Origin of the sequence: Pseudomonas moraviensis subsp. stanleyae, from assembly GCF_036283065.1 — a bacterium.
GTDB classification, from domain to species: Bacteria; Pseudomonadota; Gammaproteobacteria; order Pseudomonadales; family Pseudomonadaceae; genus Aquipseudomonas; species Aquipseudomonas stanleyae.
Window position 1 is genome coordinate 52,896 of the sequence record NZ_JAADJI010000001.1, and the last position, 16,788, is coordinate 69,683.

The window sequence follows — 16,788 nt, forward strand, 5'->3', positions numbered from 1 at the left end:
ACGCCGCGTACGGTTACCGTTCGCGGCGTTTTGTTGTGCGGGGCGACTTCAGCGCAGCGCTGCGACCAGCGCTGTCAGGCTGACCGTTGCCTCAGCACCGCGCGCGGTGGCCAAAGCTTCCAGCCCTTGAGCCAGCGTGAAGGTGTGTTGCCGCCCGGCAATGGGCAGCATCAGTTGCAATGCGGGCTGTGCGGCGAAATCACGCACGATCAGACTGCGTCCGGAATCCGGATCGCTCAGCACCACATCGCCAGCGACCCGTGACATCAACCAATGCGCGCATTCGTCCAGGTCCATATCCAGCAGGCAAGGTTCTGCCGTTTCCGCGTCCGATGCCTGGCGCCCATCGACGACGACGCAGTCCAGGCGCTGCCAGGCCTCAAGTGACAGCCGATAACCAGAGGTTTGCAAACCGAAGGCCAGCAGCAGTTTGTCGACACCGTCGGGCAGCAACGTCTCGATTTCCGTGATGTCATCATCCACTTCGAGCGTCATGACCTCTTCGTCGCGTTGCGCATGGCTGTCAGGTAGCCAGACGCCATCGACCGGGCCGCCGCTGTAAATCAATTGATCGACCGGATCGAACAGCAGCGGCTGCTTCGCCCCCCGTGTGCCGAGAAATACCGACCACTGTCCGTCGCTGCGACCGGACAGGTCGAACAGCCGATCAAGTTGCGGCGAGTAATACAGAAAGCGTCCGGTTGCGCTTGCCACTTGCACCACAGCCGGGTGGGAATGGCCGTTCAACATTGCTTTCAGGCGCGCACGTAACTGCTCATCGGTCTGACCCTGCACGTATGACCAACGATTTTCCACGCCAACGATGGTGGCTGGCAGGTTATCCAGCAATTGCAGATGGACCCCGTCGAGGGTCTGCGCGACCAGCCCTTCACCCTGCCAACGCACCTCGCTGAAGGCCCATGACGTCCAGACTTGTTCAGCCCTGGCCAGCAACTGCGGCTTGACCAGGCACTGCTCGGCTGAAAACGCTCCGCGCAGCGCTTCGATTGCCACCAGCGGCTGGCGATAAAGTAGTCCGGCGCTGACCTCGAGCAACCACACCGCGCTTTTATCCGGGGTCAGACCGAGCAGCGACAGCTCCTTGCCTCGACCAATATCGGCCAGAGCGATTTGCCCATCGACATACCATGCCGCCAGCAACGCCTGACCCGCCATATCGTGCAAACCAAGGATCGGAAACGGTGCGACCGTGGCCAGCGCGGGCAATGCGTTCAGCCAGTCGGGATTGCGCTGCAGCCAGCGCTGCCCAACGCCGACGAACCGCAGAATCGAGGGTTTATCGGCCTGATCGAGCCACGCCTCATCGCTTCTATGGGTCAAGGGAGGTATCCCGAACTGAAACACCACCGCGTCGGCGATCGCTGGCGCGGCAGGCACGTCGACGATGTCGACCTCGAACAGACGGCCATCGTCCCTGGTGGCGATGAAGCGCTGATTCGTCTGGGTGATCTCGACCACATCGTGCTCGATCACCACATTCTGCCAACGGCCGACACTCGCTTCGATGCCGCGGCTGATGGTCCGCTCCTGCTGGCTATAAAACAGCACCGCGTTGTTTTCCGGGCTGGACGGCATCAGCATCAGCAAGTCGTCGGGCCACGACAGGTCTTGCCCGGCCTGGATGCACTTGCCCGTCGACTTGTTCAGCCAGGCGCGGTCGCGCAACTGCAACCCGGCATAGCCCTCGACGACAATGAACGGAGCATAGGACCAATCGCTGCTGCTGGCGGGCATGCCTGGCGTGTCGTCCGTCAATGGCACATCGATCTGGCGCAGTGCTTCGCGGGGCTCGAACCGATAGTCCGCTGCCGCAAAAGCGATCTTGCAAGCAGTCAGCTCCACATGCTGACCGGTGAGCCGATACTCGATGGTGGTAGCGCCATGCGACGCCTCCGCCGTCAGCTTCTGCGCAATCCGTAGCGCACCATCGGCTTGTTGTTGGCAAGCAATGATAGTCGAACCTATACGCGGATTTCTCAGACGGTAGTGATGCTGGACAGTGCCGGTCAGCACATCGACCCGCCATACCGATGGCTGATCGGGATGGTAGAACCACGCATGGCGGGCGCTGACGCCTGCGAGAATCACGTCCTCATTGACCTTCTGCGGCAGGTCGCGCGCAAACAGCACCCGATCCCGCGCAGTGTCGTAATAGCCGGTGGTGATGACTGGTCGGCCCGGCGAGTTGAACGGCACTCTGAAGTTACGCAGCGGCAGATAGGCCGCTGTCAGTTGACCGGTTTTGACCTGCGTGCGCAGATAACGCTGCACCGGCGCCGGGATGATGCTGGCTGTCTGATCTGCGCTGCGCTGCGCATCCGCAGCTTTGTTTTCGTCGTCGAGGACTATGGCGATCAGATGCAGACTGAGGCCATTCCAGTCGATCCGGAACAGCCCTTCGGCCAGTTGGATGACACCGTCGAAACAATTCAGCACCAGGCCATCGACCAGCATCTCTGGTGCGCTGTCGGCACTGTCCCGAGGTTTTTCGCGAAAGCTGACCTGCTCCACCCGTGCCCAGGGCGCCTGCACCGTCCATGTCACCTGTTCCCAGCCATGCGCTTGCTCGAAGTTCACCGCCAGCAGACCCGGCACCAGCCGGATCCGGTATTGCCCCTGCGGTGCGGTGATCCGGTAGGCAATCTTCTTGCGCCACTCTGGCGGCAGGTCCGGAACCACCAGTTGGCTGACCTCTGCGCTCAGCTGCACCTTGATCGTCGTGGCCATGAATACCGGATGCAACTTGTACAGAATGTGCGGCGCAAACGGCGTACTGAACAGATAAAACACTCGATTGCCCTCAGTGTCATATTCCAGCTGACGCGCCAGGCGATCGTGCAACTGCGGGTAGCGCGTGATGGAAAAAGGCACAATCCCGGCGCTTCCGACCTGATATTCGTAGCCGTAGTAACAGATTGGCGCACAGGGCAGCACCAGCGCCTCGGGCAACGTGCCCCAGACGCTGCCGACAACGGGTCGCTGAAAGGCTCTGGGAATATTGATCGCGGCATGGCGCCTGGCAGGATCATCGTCGTACTGCGGCAGTTCCAGCGCACCGCCCTTCCAGGGGTAGAACTTCTGACCCTCGAACACCACCCTTCTGCTCTGCAGATCCAGATCGGTGATCACCGCCAGTGAGGGAAACTGCAAGACCTTGCGATAGCTTTCGTAAGACTCCTGATAAGCGTCGTGGATCTGCGAGAGGTGCGCGCCGATGGCGGCAGCCTTGTCCATGATCTGCCCCAGATTGCTGGCAATGGCGGTCACGCCGATCCCCACGCCCAGTAGCGGCACTGACAGCGCTGCGGCGAAAGCGCCCACCGTTCCGCCCGCCGCCAGGGCAACGATATCGAGACCCAGGACCGCCGTATTGAACGCCAGGGACGTGGAGAATCGCGCATGCTGCTCATGATTCTCCGCCTGCGCGAGGTTGTAGAGGTCGAAGCCGATATTGGCCACGGAAAATGCCACCCCGACGCCCGTGGCGACCTGCCCTGCCAGACGAGCGGATAAAGAGGCGTGCTGCAGGGCCTGCTCGGCCGCCGCCACCTGGCGCACCAGTTGCGCAATCTGCACGGCATCGCTGACCACACCGAACCCCAACTGCGCATAACTGACGTACATCTGGATCTGCAACGCGACGGACAGCGTCGGCACTGTATCGCCAGCGCGGTAATCGCGCTGGCGCATCTCACTGATCAGCGTCTGGATCGCAAAGGCAAAACCCAGGCGGCTGCCACCGTCGTGATCAGCCGGCTGACCGGGCCTGGCCGCGGCGCCCTGCACGAGTCGTTCGACATACTGCCTGATTCTCTGAAAGCGCGAATCACGGGTGATCACCGTCACGGTTTTCTGCGTATTGCGCGAGTCCACCAGCGTCATGGCATGGCCGCCATCGGCGTTGGTCCTGAGGGTATCGAGCAACGGTACATACTCACGCGCCAGCGTGTGCTCACTGCGCAAACGCTGGGTCGCCAGTTCGAACTCGCGGGCGAAGTAGCGTGCATCCAGTTGCGCCAGACTGGCGCCCAGCCGCGAGTTTGCGCCCAGAGACCGGGTACGGGCCAGCGCTTGCCTGTGCCAGACCGAGACACTCTGAGGGTCGGCCAGCGCAACGTTGTGCAGGAAACTGTCCACGCGCAGATCCGATGACAGCCTGCGTTCGGCGATCGCCGCGGTGTCCAGCTCAGTCACGGAGAACTGCGCCGTGGCCATGTCACCCAGACCATAAAGCTTCGCCAGCGCGTTATCGTCCGCGCTCAGATAACGCTCCACGCCACGCTGCAATTGCGCGCCATCGGCAAATCCGTAAAGGGCAAAGTTGGGGTCGTAGAAGCGATAGGCCACGTGCTCACCGATTCGCACTTTGGCCAGCAGCAGGGCATGGTCGCCAGTGTCGAGGAGCAGCACCGCAGGCGCCGCGCTGGCGTCCAGCGCAGCCATGATGCTGTCCAGGTTTTGCACGCCCCGAGCGCTGCCGACTTCGCCGGTGGGCAAGGCGCGCAGTTCGTCCAGCGCACTGCGCAGTGCCCGTGCACCGAGTTCGTCGGGACTCGCGCTGGCGGTTGCAACATGCCCGACCAGCGCGCGTTCGGCCGGCTCGCCGGCAGCCACGGCGGCGCCCATCAGCAACGCCAGCGGATAACAGCGGCGCCCCGGGTCACCCTCGCTGCGCAGCAGCAGGTCCTGCGGCAGTTGCTTGACCGAGACTGCACCGGCCTGGAAAAAGGCATCACGCACTTGCCCGCTGCGCTGCAGGATCTGCGTGCGAAACTCCTGCCGGGCGCTGCACTTGATCTGGCCGATACGCTCGCCCCACTGGCGCAGCGTCAGCGGCTCGGACATGGCTTGAACCTTGAGCTCGCGGGCCGTCGATGCCGCTGCCGGCACGTCGCGTCCCAGTCCGTTCTCGAACGCCGCCGAACGGCGCTGACGCAGGGTTTTTTCGATCGCATCGTAACGGGCGAAAGTGCCGTCGCGGTCGGTTGCGATGGCCAGATCGCGCACCTGTTGCCAGGTATCGGCGAACCCGACATCGTCCAGGCTCGTCGCACCGAAAATCCCGCCGAGCACAACTCGCATCGCCGGGCTGAGCTGTTCCAGCGGCACCGCTCCATGGGCGATCCGGCTGAACAGTTCGTTGAGATGGCTGACGGAATCCGCACCTCGGGAGGTCGGCACCACGGCAGGCACTTGCGCCAGTACTAGCTGGCGGGTATCGAAGTCGATGACCACGGCTCGATCGAAAGTGACCTTCCCGCTCAACTTGTCTCGCATCGCGCGAATGAATGGCTCGCCCAGATCATCCATCAGTTGTTGCAGGACCGAGGTCAACAGCACCGGTTTGCCTTCGACAACCGGCCAGCCTCGCTCGAAGGTCAGGCTGCGATCGTTGAGCAAGTCGGACAAGCTTGCGGCATAACGAGACTTGAGCTTGCCCTCGGCCCACTTGGCGTGTTCCTTCTCCAGCCAGTCTTTTTCCGTGCCCCTGACGATCCAGCCGGAAATGGTCTCCTCTTCGGTATTGACGTTGTAACCCTCGCGCAAACGCTGTTGCGCCAATGCCTGACGAGTGAAATTCGGATCGCAATTCGCTTCGATATATTCATGCAGTCCGGCGAGGGCCGCGCCCGGGCCGGTGAGTGTGACGGTCCCCCCAGCGTCATTGCGGATACCGTCCTGGTAATAGGTGACAACCGCTTTCAGCAACTGATAGGCATATGCCTCGTCCCAACCGCTGAAGTTCGCCCTGACCAACATCTCTTCGATGACTGTCGCAGCAACGGTGGTCAGGGTTTCACCATCGGCCCATCCGGATCCCGAGTTCGCCATGCGCCGTTCAACTTCAGCGAGCACGTCGTAATTAAGCCGAATGACTTGCATGATCGACATCGTCATGCCGCTGCCCGGCTGGGCGATGAAATGAGCGTTCATTTCTTCGTCGATTTGCAGCCCCATGCGAAATCCGTTCTCGGCAGCCTCTACAGTTTGCGGCGGCACGAACACTTCAAGCAGGGCAGGTTTGCTGCGAGCGAAATCCTCGAGACGTTGTTTATCCTGCTCAGGCAGGCTGTCGGTTCTGTCGGGGTAATGCTGCGGATCGCGCCCAGGCATCAACTGCGGATTGTTGTTCAACAGAAGTTGCAGAACACCGATTTTCTGCGTCTGGCTGTAATCGCTGATATCGACACCACCCAACTTACCGAGCAGTGGCGGCAGATAATCCATGTCGCTATAACGCCCGCCTTCACGAAGTTCGGCCTGCAAGCGCACCACATCGCTCGCTGCGGCGAAATTGCCACGCATCGCCACTTCGCGGCGGTAGACGTCCGCCAACAAGTCGTCGGCAAAGGCGTGAGTTACATCGCGTAATTGCAGGTCCGCGCCAACCATCGCCAGATGGCTGTCGAGGCAGCGTTGACGGAAAGCCTCCAGCGTCGCGCGGTCCTTGCCATAAGCCCGCACCATCAGCTCGATGCGCGCTTGATCGGTTCGCCCTTTCCATTTCGGCTGGCTGAGGTAGTCGAACATCTGCTGTTTCAAAACCCGCGCGCGATCTTCAATCATCGTCGCCAGTTGCCCGGCGCGGCTGAGCTGTGCGCCACCGGAAGCCATCGCATCAGCCCGGGCACTGTCGAGAATGACCCGGTTCATTTCGAAAGCCAGCAACGCGTCGCTGTCGTACCAAAGGTTGAAGCGGTAACCCTCAGCGGCCATCACCTGGCGCCAGATATTCATGTAATCGCGCTGATTGACACCGACTTCGCTTCCGCCAACCCAGACGAAATGCATAATTTTCGGTACCGGCCGGGTCGGCCCCGATAACATTTCCACGGTTGTCGAAAGCCTTGCCAGATAACGCCGCAGTCCTCTGGCAATATCGTCGACGGCCATCGGCACGGGGGTTTTCTTGCGTTGCAACAACTGTGCAAGTTGCTCTTGAAACAAACTTGCAAGATTCAACAACAATAGCGGATCGCTAGTCTGACTGGCCTGTTGATAATAATCGCTCATTGCCTGGTATTGGGCTGAAGCAGAAAACTCCCGTAACGCCTTGGAGATAACCGAGTACTCTTGCGCAGATACGAATGCTCGCCCCAACGAATAATCGTTTTTTAAAGCCATCACCTACTCCCTGTTTATTTAATGGCCCATTGGCGCGCGCACTTTCGCGCCGCTGCAGAGCGGTAAATTGATTTGAACGACACTCGGCGAGTGCTGTGAACACAGCACCCTAATGGGCCCATACGCGCCATACAAACAACAAGGAATACAAAGCTTGTCTCTGGCAATATCTGATAACAAGCACAACAGTACGCGGTAACAACAGCGCGATAATTATCGGACCGACTTAGTCATCAGGTATAAAAAATGGCCCTGCCCCGCAGGACATGACCATTGTTTATTACTTGTAGGAAACAATTGAAACTGTAACTCAAATTACAACCGTTCAAACTTTGTGCAGCTGACAATTAAATTATCAGCTGCATATTTCAGGAGAGTGGTTTTTCACCATACCAACGCGGCGTATAAACCCACTCACCGCCCCCGGCACGAGCAAACGTACAAGTGGTCGAAGAACCGATCAGCACCATCGTGCGCATGTCGACCTGTTCCGGCGTCAGCGCACCGAGCGTCGTGGTGCGCAACGTCTGCCCCGGTCGGCCGATGTCCCGGCCCAGAACCACCGGCGTTTGCGGCGTACGGTGCTGCGCGACGATCTCCAGCGCGCGCCCCAGTTGCCATGGGCGCGCGCGGGAAATCGGGTTGTAGAACGCCAGGGCCAGATCCGCTTCAGCGGCCAGATCCAGACGTTTCTCGATGATCGCCCACGGCTTGAGGTTGTCCGACAGCGACATCACGCAGAAGTCGTGGCCCAACGGCGCACCGGCCTGAGCCGCAGTGGCCAGCGAGGCGGAGACACCCGGGAGGATTTCCAGATCGACGCTGTGCCACGCCGGGTCATCCGATTCGTGCAGAGCTTCGAGCACCGCAGCGGCCATGGCGAATACGCCCGGGTCGCCAGAAGACACCACGATCACCGAGCGTCCTTCAGCAGCGAGCCGGAAGGCATGGCGGGCGCGCTGCATTTCTTCACGATTGTCGGTGCAATGCTGCACCTGATCGTCGCGGAACGGGCCGGCCATGCGCACGTAGGTTTCATAGCCGAGCACATCGGTGGCGCGGGCCAGTTCGGCTTTCACCGCGGGCACCATCAGTTCGGCCGCTCCGGGGCCGAGGCCAATCACCGCGAGACGACCGCGCGGGCGGCCGATCTGCGACACGTCCAGCGGTTGCTCGGCAATCGCGATCGCGAGATTTTCAACGCTGATCACATTCGCCGCTGGCACTGCAACGTGGGCCAGGGTTTGCAGATCGCTTTGCGCGGCGACGAAGCGCAGGGGCACGCCCAATTCGAGCGCAGCTTCACGCAGGTTCGTCGAAGCCATGTCAGTGTCGGCTGCCACCAGACAGGCCAGCGCCGGCACGGCGACGTTGGCTGCATGCAGCGCATTGCGCACGACATTGGCCAGATCCGCCACTTCAGCAGTCACCGCCACCGCCACACTGCGTGGATAGATCAACAGCTCATCGGCGCTGGCCAGACGCTGCGCACTGCTCACGTGAATCGAGCGCAGTGCCTGCGGATCCTGTGGCAACTGCGACTGATCCAGCCATGGCGCCGCGCCTTCGATGCGCACGCTGTGCCCGGCGAGCAGATCGGAGACAAAGCGCTTGCCCGACTCCAGATCCGCCAGTGCATAGCCGCTAGGCGGATTGAGCAGGCAGGTGCCAAAGCGCAATTCACCGCTGGTGGTGATCGCTGGCGCCACTTGCAGCGCCGCCGCGATCTCCCGCGCCATGACGTTGACCCCGCCGAGGCCACCGAGCAATGGCACCACCGCGCTGCCGTCTTCGGCCACCGCCAGCACGGCCGGTTCGGCGCCTTTTTCCAGCAACAACGGCGCCAGGGTGCGAATGACGATGCCCGCCGCACACAGGGCTATGATCGGCGTGTCCTGCTGATACAACGTACGCAGGGTCGCGCCGAATTCCTGATACACGCAGTCGGCGCCTTCGACACGTCCGGCGAGGCCGTGGATCTGCGCCGCCGGGTAGACCTCTTGAATGCGCCGCGCCGTCGCGAGGCTGCCCTGGCCGAGAATAACGATGGCGGGAGTCGATTGGCTCATCAACCTTGCCACCGTTCGCCCGGGACGATGATCAACGAGAAGTACGGCGAGGACATCGGCTCGACCTGATCCATCGGCACGATCTTCTGATTGGCCATGGTCGCGCGCTCGACATACAACGCCCGCTCGGCGAGGCCAAGTTCTTCCAGCACCTGACGCACCTTGGGAAAGTTGCGCCCCAGCTTCATGATCACCGCCGCATCGGCATCGGCCAGACGCCGTTTCAATTCGTCATGGGGCAGCACACCGGAAAGAACCGACAGGCTTTGATTGCGATACACCAGCGGCGCGCCGAGCACCGAAGCGCCGCCAAGCATCGAGCACACGCCCGGCACCACTTCGGCTTCATAGAGACTGGCGAGGCGGTCATGCAAATACATGTAGGAGCCGTAGAAGAACGGATCACCTTCGCAGATCACCGCCACGTCGCGACCGGCATCCAGATGCTCGGCCACCGCCACGGCGGCTTCGTCGTAGAAATCGCTGATGACCTGCTCATACGACAGCGGCGCCGGCAACGCCTCGGTGGTCACCGGGTACACCAGCGGCAGCAGATTTTGCGCCTCGACCAAGTGCGCCTCGATGATCCCGAACGCATTGCCCTTCTTGCCCTTGGCCACGAAGTACGCGACCACCGGTGATTCGCGCAGCAGGCGCAAGGCTTTGACGGTGATCAGTTCCGGGTCACCGGGGCCGACACCGAGGCCGATCAGACGTCCTTTGGCCTGCATCATTCGATCTCCGTGGCGAGGGCATTGACGGCGGCGGCGGCCATGGCGCTGCCGCCCAGGCGCCCCTGCATGATCACGAACGGCACGCCACGGCTGTCGGCGGCCAGTGCGGCTTTCGATTCGGCGGCGCCGACGAAGCCTACCGGGAAACCGAGAATCAGCGCCGGTTTCGGCGCGCCGGCATCGAGCATTTCCAGCAGATAGAACAGCGCGGTCGGCGCGTTGCCGATCACCACCACACTGCCTGCAAGGTGCGGGCGCCACAGCTCCAGCGCGGCCGCCGAGCGGGTGTTGCCCAGTTCGCGAGCGAGCTCCGGCACGCTGTCGTCGCGCAAGGTGCAGATCACTTCATTGTTGGCCGGCAGACGGGTGCGGGTCACGCCTTCGGAGACCATCCGCGCGTCGCAGAGAATCGGCGCACCGGCCGCCAGTGCATCGCGCCCCGCCTTGCCGGCGCCCTCGGAGAATTGCAGACCGTCGACGGCCTCGACCATGCCGCAGGCGTGAATCACCCGCACCGCGAGCTTTTCCAGATCGGCGGGGATGCGCGCCAGATTGGCCTCGCGGCGAATGATCGCGAAGGAGTTGCGATAGATCTCCTGACCGTCGCGGATGTAATCAAGCATCAAGGGGGCTCCGGGAGCGGGCGTCGAGCAGGGTCGCGGCCGCTTCAATAGTAAGGTTGCAGGCGTGCAGCGAGCCGAAACCGGGCTGTGCTGCATCGCGAAAATAGAGGTCGTAATGACCGGGGGCAACGGCCAGCAGCGTGGCTGGCGCGCAATGAGCGGCGGCGCAGGAGCGCGAGCAACCGGAAAGGTGCACGCTGAGTCCCGGCGGCAGCAGAGGCGCCAGATGCCGGCCATCCTGCTTGGTGTCGGCCAGGCCTTTGCTGCAGCCATTGGAGCCGGTGCAGGCAATCAGGCGAGTCAGTGGTTCGGCTGCGGTCGTCAACAGGCCCAACGCCCGTAACTGCTCAAGCACTGCGTCGGTATCAGTGGCCTTCACGTTCGGCATCAGCAGGCTTTGCCACGGGGTGAAACGCAGGCTGCCATCGCCAAATTGACGGGCCAGTTGCGCCGCGCCGCGCAGCATCGCCGAATCGAGTCGCCCGAGCGGCGGCACCGCGCCGACGTAAAAACGACGCGTGGTGTTTTGCTGCTGGGCGCCGATGTGCAGCGTGTCTGCCGAATCCCGGCGCTGCCAATTGCTGATCGCCTTGACCGATACGCGCTCGCGCAAGGATTCAAGAAACGCGAGCCTTGGCAACTCGTCGAGCAGATGGCGCATCCGCGTTTGCTCTGGTCGGGCCATGGCGAGGAACAACTCCAGCACCGCAACTACCAGTGCATGAGCATTTTCCACGGTCACAGCGCCGAGCGGGCGATCCGTCGGGCAACCGGCCAGACCGAATGCCCAGAGGATGTCGCCATCCCGCTCAAACGCCGACAACCACAGATCATGGGGATGCTTGAGCATCGCCAGCGCTTCACCACCATCGAACTGCACGGCGAACTTGGCGCTCAGCTCGTGGAAGCGCGGATGGCTTTGCAAGGTGTCGAGGATCTGGTCGGCGAGCGGGCGCGTGTCGATCAGCATCTGCCGATCGATGCCGGCGGCCGGGCTGAGCATCAGATTGCGCACATCGTCGCCGGCAGCGTTCTTTGGCCCGAGGCCAGCGGCGAGCAAGCACTCGATCAGCGCCGCCGATTGCGCACCGATGCCGCGAATCTGCAGATTGCCGCGATTGGTCGCTTCGACCGCGCCACCGGCGAACTGCTCGGCGGCAGTGGCCACCGCATCGGCCTGATCAGCGCTGATCGAACCGCCGTCGAGCTTGATCCGACAGATACCGCCGTCCAGTGCCTGGACGATACGCAGCAACCCCGGGCAGGCCGAGGGGCGTAAGGCGGTGGACATCGGGCGTTCGTTCAAGGGGCTGACCGGTTGCGTGGCAGAAGCGCTTCGCGGGCGAAGGCGCGGTATTATGCCTGCTTTGTCCGGCGGCATGAAAAGTCTGCCCGTCGGAACGGCACGTTTTGAGGAATATAGATGTCACCCTGGCTGACGATCGTGGGAATTGGTGAAGACGGCTTCAAGGGCCTGGGCAAGAACGCCCGGCGTGCTCTGATGGGCGCCTCGCGGATCGTCGGCGGCCAGCGTCAGCTGGATCTGCTGCCGCCGTGCATTGGCGGCGAGCGGCAATTGTGGCCGAGTCCGTTTTCCCTCGCGCCGGTGCTCGAGTCGCGTGGCGCGCCAGTCTGCGTGCTCGCCAGCGGTGACCCTATGTTCTACGGCGTCGGGGCCAGTCTGGCGCGGCAGGTGCCGAGCGCCGAGATGTCGATCATTCCCGCGCCTTCGTCGTGTGCACTGGCGGCGGCGCGGCTGGGCTGGCCTTTGCAGGAGGTGACGATTGTGTCGCTGGTGGCGCGTCCGCTGGCGGCGCTTAATGCGCAGTTGTTCAGCGGTGTGCGTCTGTTGCTGCTGAGCAATGACGGCAGCAGCCCGGCCGCCGTTGCGCAACTGCTGCGCGAGCGTGGTTTCGGCGCAAGTCGCATGACTGTTCTGGAGCACTTGGGCGGCGACGCCGAGCGCCGAATTGACCGCCGCGCCAGTGAATGGGGCGACGCGGCGGTCGCCGATCTCAATGTCATCGCTATCGAATGTCTGGCCGAGCCGGGATTTGTCGGCCAGTCGCGCCTCGCCGGTTTGCCCGATGCGGCGTTCCGCCACGATGGCCAGTTGACCAAGCGCGATGTGCGCGCGATTACCCTCGCTCGCCTGGCACCGACGCCGGGTGAACTGCTCTGGGATGTCGGCGCCGGCAGCGGCTCGATCGGCATCGAGTGGATGCGCGCCCATCCGAGTTGCCGCGCCATTGCCGTTGAGGCCGACGCGGGTCGTCAGCAGTTGATCGAACACAACCGCGATGCGCTGGGCGTGCCCGGTCTGCAACTGATTCGCGGCAAGGCGCCGCACGCGCTGCACGGCCTTGAGCGTCCGGACGCTGTATTTATCGGCGGCGGCGTCACCCGTGAAGGTGTGTTCGAAACCTGCTGGACTCAACTCAAACCCGGCGGCCGATTGGTTGCCAACGCCGTGACTTTGCAAAGCGAAATCACCCTGATGCATTGGCGTGAACAATACGGCGGTGAGCTAACACGCATTCATGTTGCCCAAGCGCAGCCGCTCGGCGAGTTCGACACTTGGCGTCAGGCGTTGCCAATCACCCTGCTGGAACTGGTCAAGCCCCTCGATGCGTGACGAAACCGCCGAACAACCCGCGCCCCTGCGCAGCGGCCTGACCACCGGCAGTTGCGCCACCGCCACCAGCCTCGCTGCGGCGCGCCTGTTGCTCACTGGCGTCAGCGCCGACGCTGTGCACATCACCTTGCCCAAGGGCAAACAGGTGCAGATGCGCCTGGAGTTCTGCCGTTTGAACGCAGGCGGCGCCGAAGCCGGGACGATCAAGGATGCCGGCGACGATCCCGACGTGACCCATGGCGCACTGCTTTATTCACAGGTGCGACTGTCCGCCGAACCGGGGATCCGCTTCAACGCCGGTGTCGGCGTCGGCACGGTGACCCGGCCGGGTCTGGTATTGGCCGTCGGCGAACCGGCGATCAATCCGGTGCCGCGCAAAATGATCAGCGATCACCTGACCCTGCTCGCCGCCGAAACCGGTTATCACGGCGGCTTCGAGGTCACGGTCAATGTCGAGGGCGGTGAGGCACTGGCGTTGAAAACCATGAATCCACGGCTGGGCATTCTTGGCGGCCTGTCGATCCTCGGCACCAGCGGTATCGTCCGGCCGTTTTCCTGCGCCGCTTACATCGCCTCGATTCATCAAGGCATCGACGTGGCAAAAACCAACGGTTACCTGCACATCGCCGCCTGCACCGGCAACGCCAGCGAAGACACCATGCGCCGGGTCTATAACCTGCCGGAGATCGCCCTGATCGAAATGGGCGACTTCGTCGGCGCCGTGCTCAAGCATTTGCGCAAAGTGCCTGTGGATAAACTCAGCCTGTGTGGCGGCTTTGGCAAAATCAGCAAACTCGCTGCCGGACATATGGATCTGCACTCACGGCATTCGAGCATCGACTTGCCGCAACTGGCTGACTGGGCGGCGGCGATTGGCGCGAATGCGGCATTGCAACAAGGCATTCGCGAAGCCAATACCAGCCAACAGGCCTTGGCCATGGCCAGTGCGGCGGGGATCGCTTTGGGGGATGAGGTCTGTCGCCATGCATTGAATTTCGCCCGCAGCGTAGTACCGGCGCAGGTGCAGGTCGAGGTGTTTGCCATCGATCGTCAGGGCGGGATTGTCGGGCACGCCGGAGGTTTTGCATGAAACGGATCCTGCTGCTCGGCGGTGTCACTGAAGCGCTGGCGATTGCCCGCACATTGGGGCCGCAACATATCTACAGCCTCGCCGGCGTTGGCCGCGTGCCGACGGATCTGACCTGTCAGGTGCGCGTCGGTGGTTATGGCGGCGCTGAAGGTCTGGCGCAGTTCATCGCCGATGAAGGCGCCGATCTGCTGCTCGACGCTACGCACCCGTATGCGGCGCAAATCAGCGCCAACGCCGCCCGCGCGGCACAGCTCGCCGGCATTCCCTGCTGGGCCTTGCGCCGCCCTGCATGGCAGCCGCAAGCAGGCGATGACTGGCGCGAGGTCAGTGACTGGGCCGAACTGATCACAGCGCTGGAACCGTTCCACCGCCCGCTGTTCACCCTCGGCCGCGAACCACTGCAACACCTCGACGAAATCCCCACCCACCAGTTCTGGACCCTGCGCGCCCTCGACGTCTATCCCGGCAACCCGCGCTGCGAAGTGATCGGCGCACGCGGGCCTTTTCTGCTGGAAGATGAACGAGCGCTGTTCGAGCGCCGGCAGATCGACGTACTGATCAGCAAGAACAGCGGCAGCACCGCGACCGAGCCGAAGCTCGAAGTGGCGCGTGAGCGGGGAGTGGCGGTGCTGGTGTTGAAGCGCCCGGGGTTGCCGGGGGTTGATCGGGAGTTTCGATCAGTCGCTGAAGTCCTCGCTGCCCTTTCCCACTGAATCGGCACCGCCCTATGTGGGAGCGAGCCTGCTCGCGAAGACTTCCGCACCGGCAGCCCATCAGAGCCTGACAAATCGCTTTCGCGAGCAGGCTCGCTCCCACGGGAACCGTGAATGTTGCTGATATCTGTACACACTCACAAAACATGTGGGAGCGGGCTTGCCCGCGAAGGCGTCCGGTCTGGCACTGCCAATCCAAGTGGCTACACTCTTTTCACCAGCGCACTGCGACACCAGACCGCACGACGCTTTTTTACTTATCGGCCCTGATCAGGCTAAATAGCCGCGCCTGATCGCCCACCCAACGGACCTGTCCCATGAACCGACGCCGGTTAGCATTTGCCTGGATCGCCTGCTTTGCAGTGCTGTTCAACATGCTCGCCATGCCGCTGAGCGGGGCGATGGCGCAGGCGGGCGGCGCACCGGCCGAGCAGATCCTCTGGAGCAGTTTCTGCACCGGCAGCGGCATGAAAATGGTGGCGATCGACATCGGCGCCACGGATCAAAAGGCCCCGCAGAACGACAGCCATTCAAACATGCAGCACTGCTGGTGTTGCTCAGGTGGAGCGCCATTGCTGGCGCTGCCGGGGCATACGCCGCAGCTGTATTTCGCGCAATTTGAAAGCAACCGCAGCGTTGCGCCCGTCTCCCTGCAAACCCCGACGCCGCGCCAGCAATGGCCGAGTCTCAATCCCCGCGCTTCCCCTCTGGTCTGATTTGTTCGCGCCATAATTCCGCGTTTCAAATCGTTCTGGAGAACTGCCATGTTTAAAAAACTCTTCGTCCTCGCTGCGCTGTTGCTGCCGGCGTGCTTTGCCCATGCCCACGAATACAAGGTCGGTGCGCTGGAAATCGCCCATCCGTGGTCGCAGGAACTGCCGCCGAACGCGCCGACCGTCGCCGCCTATTTCATCATTCACAACACCGGCAAAAGCGCCGATCGCCTGCTCAGCGTCGACTCGCCCATCGCGCCCGAAGCGCAACTGCACGAACACGTGATGCAGGGCGATCTGATGAAAATGCAGCAAGTGCAAAGCGTGGAAATTCCCGCCGGCGGCACCGTGACGTTTGCGCCGATGGCTTACCACGTGATGCTGCTCAACCCGAGTGATCGCCGCCTGCTCAGCGATGGCAAGCGCTTCCCGATGACCTTGCATTTCGAGAAAGCCGGCGACGTTAACGTTGAAGTAGCCGTGCAGAAGAAGCCGCCGGAATCCACCAAGGCCCACGTGCACGCTCAGTAACAGACCCGGCTGACTTCGCACATGCGCCCGTTGCGCCCCAGGCCCGTCCCGCATCACCGTCAGGCTCAAACGCTGACGCGTGGCAGCTGGATCGCCCTGTTTGCCATGTTGATGATCTTCATCGGCCCACTGATTTCTCAGTCGATGCCGATGGATCAGCACGCCTCGACATCGATGCCAATGAGCATGGACATGTCGATGGACATGCCCGGCATGGACCACGGCAGCCATGAAGCCCAGCCCGCAGCCGAGCACTGCCCGCCGCAATCCTCACATCACGTGCTGTGGGAAAAGTGCGGTTATTGCAGCCTGCTGTTCAATTGCCCGGCACTGACCGGTGGCGGCGATTTCGTCGCTTTCAACTTCCCGCCACCCAACACCTTCACCCCGCCCTCCCCGCGTCTGGGCCACGCCCGCCAACCGTTCTTCCCCGGCGCGCGCACCCGCGCCCCGCCCATCGCCGCGTAAACACGCACCTCTGATTGCACACGGTTGAGAAGACAGCTCCAGGCTGCCGGCCGTGGTGTTTACGAC

At 62.5% G+C, this 16,788-nt stretch carries 11 protein-coding genes; 6 read left to right on the forward strand and 5 right to left on the reverse strand.

Going from position 1 to position 16,788, the window contains the following annotated elements:
* Positions 1-48: 48 nt before the first annotated feature.
* The 5 genes from GXB78_RS00240 to cobG form a co-directional block, all read right to left on the reverse strand.
* The gene (locus tag GXB78_RS00240; RefSeq protein WP_329513676.1) at positions 49-7,146 is read right to left on the reverse strand and encodes a TcdA/TcdB pore-forming domain-containing protein; all 7,098 of its coding nucleotides are present in this window, start codon (positions 7,144-7,146) and stop codon (positions 49-51) included.
* 368 nt (positions 7,147-7,514) lie between these two features.
* A complete protein-coding gene (gene cobJ / locus GXB78_RS00245) occupies positions 7,515-9,215 on the reverse strand; it encodes a precorrin-3B C(17)-methyltransferase (RefSeq protein ID WP_329513677.1) in 1,701 nt (566 codons plus the stop codon).
* Complete coding sequence (locus GXB78_RS00250; RefSeq protein ID WP_408005089.1) at positions 9,215-9,949, reverse strand: precorrin-2 C(20)-methyltransferase; 735 nt, start codon at positions 9,947-9,949, stop codon at positions 9,215-9,217. Before GXB78_RS00250 ends, cobJ begins: the two co-directional genes overlap by 1 nt.
* A complete protein-coding gene (locus tag GXB78_RS00255; RefSeq protein ID WP_065615537.1) occupies positions 9,946-10,572 on the reverse strand; it encodes a precorrin-8X methylmutase in 627 nt (208 codons plus the stop codon). The genes GXB78_RS00250 and GXB78_RS00255 overlap by 4 nt, the downstream gene beginning before the upstream one ends.
* Entirely contained in the window at positions 10,565-11,863 is a 1,299-nt protein-coding gene (cobG, locus tag GXB78_RS00260) for a precorrin-3B synthase (RefSeq protein WP_329513678.1), read from the reverse strand. Before cobG ends, GXB78_RS00255 begins: the two co-directional genes overlap by 8 nt.
* Before the next feature lie 132 nt (positions 11,864-11,995).
* Here cobG and cbiE point away from each other — a divergent pair, with 132 nt between their 5' ends.
* The 6 genes from cbiE (at position 11,996) to GXB78_RS00290 (ending at position 16,722) form a co-directional block, all read left to right on the forward strand.
* Positions 11,996-13,207, forward strand: a complete 1,212-nt coding sequence (gene cbiE / locus GXB78_RS00265) for a precorrin-6y C5,15-methyltransferase (decarboxylating) subunit CbiE (RefSeq protein WP_329513679.1) — start codon at positions 11,996-11,998, stop codon at positions 13,205-13,207.
* Positions 13,200-14,297 carry a cobalt-precorrin-5B (C(1))-methyltransferase gene (locus tag GXB78_RS00270; RefSeq protein WP_329513680.1) on the forward strand — a complete coding sequence of 366 codons (1,098 nt, stop codon included), beginning with the start codon at positions 13,200-13,202 and terminating at the stop codon, positions 14,295-14,297. Before cbiE ends, GXB78_RS00270 begins: the two co-directional genes overlap by 8 nt.
* On the forward strand, positions 14,294-15,010 hold the full coding sequence (locus tag GXB78_RS00275; RefSeq protein ID WP_329513681.1) for a cobalt-precorrin-6A reductase: 717 nt from the start codon (positions 14,294-14,296) through the stop codon (positions 15,008-15,010). The genes GXB78_RS00270 and GXB78_RS00275 overlap by 4 nt, the downstream gene beginning before the upstream one ends.
* Positions 15,011-15,327: 317 nt before the next feature.
* Positions 15,328-15,726 (forward strand): DUF2946 domain-containing protein, encoded by a 399-nt coding sequence (locus tag GXB78_RS00280; protein ID WP_253498649.1) that lies wholly within the window; start codon positions 15,328-15,330, stop codon positions 15,724-15,726.
* Positions 15,727-15,774: 48 nt separating this feature from the next.
* Positions 15,775-16,254: a copper chaperone PCu(A)C gene (locus GXB78_RS00285; RefSeq protein ID WP_329513682.1), complete on the forward strand. Its 480-nt coding sequence runs from the start codon at positions 15,775-15,777 to the stop codon at positions 16,252-16,254.
* Between the two features lie 21 nt (positions 16,255-16,275).
* A complete protein-coding gene (locus tag GXB78_RS00290) occupies positions 16,276-16,722 on the forward strand; it encodes a DUF2946 domain-containing protein (RefSeq protein ID WP_329513683.1) in 447 nt (148 codons plus the stop codon).
* Positions 16,723-16,788: the final 66 nt, after the last annotated feature.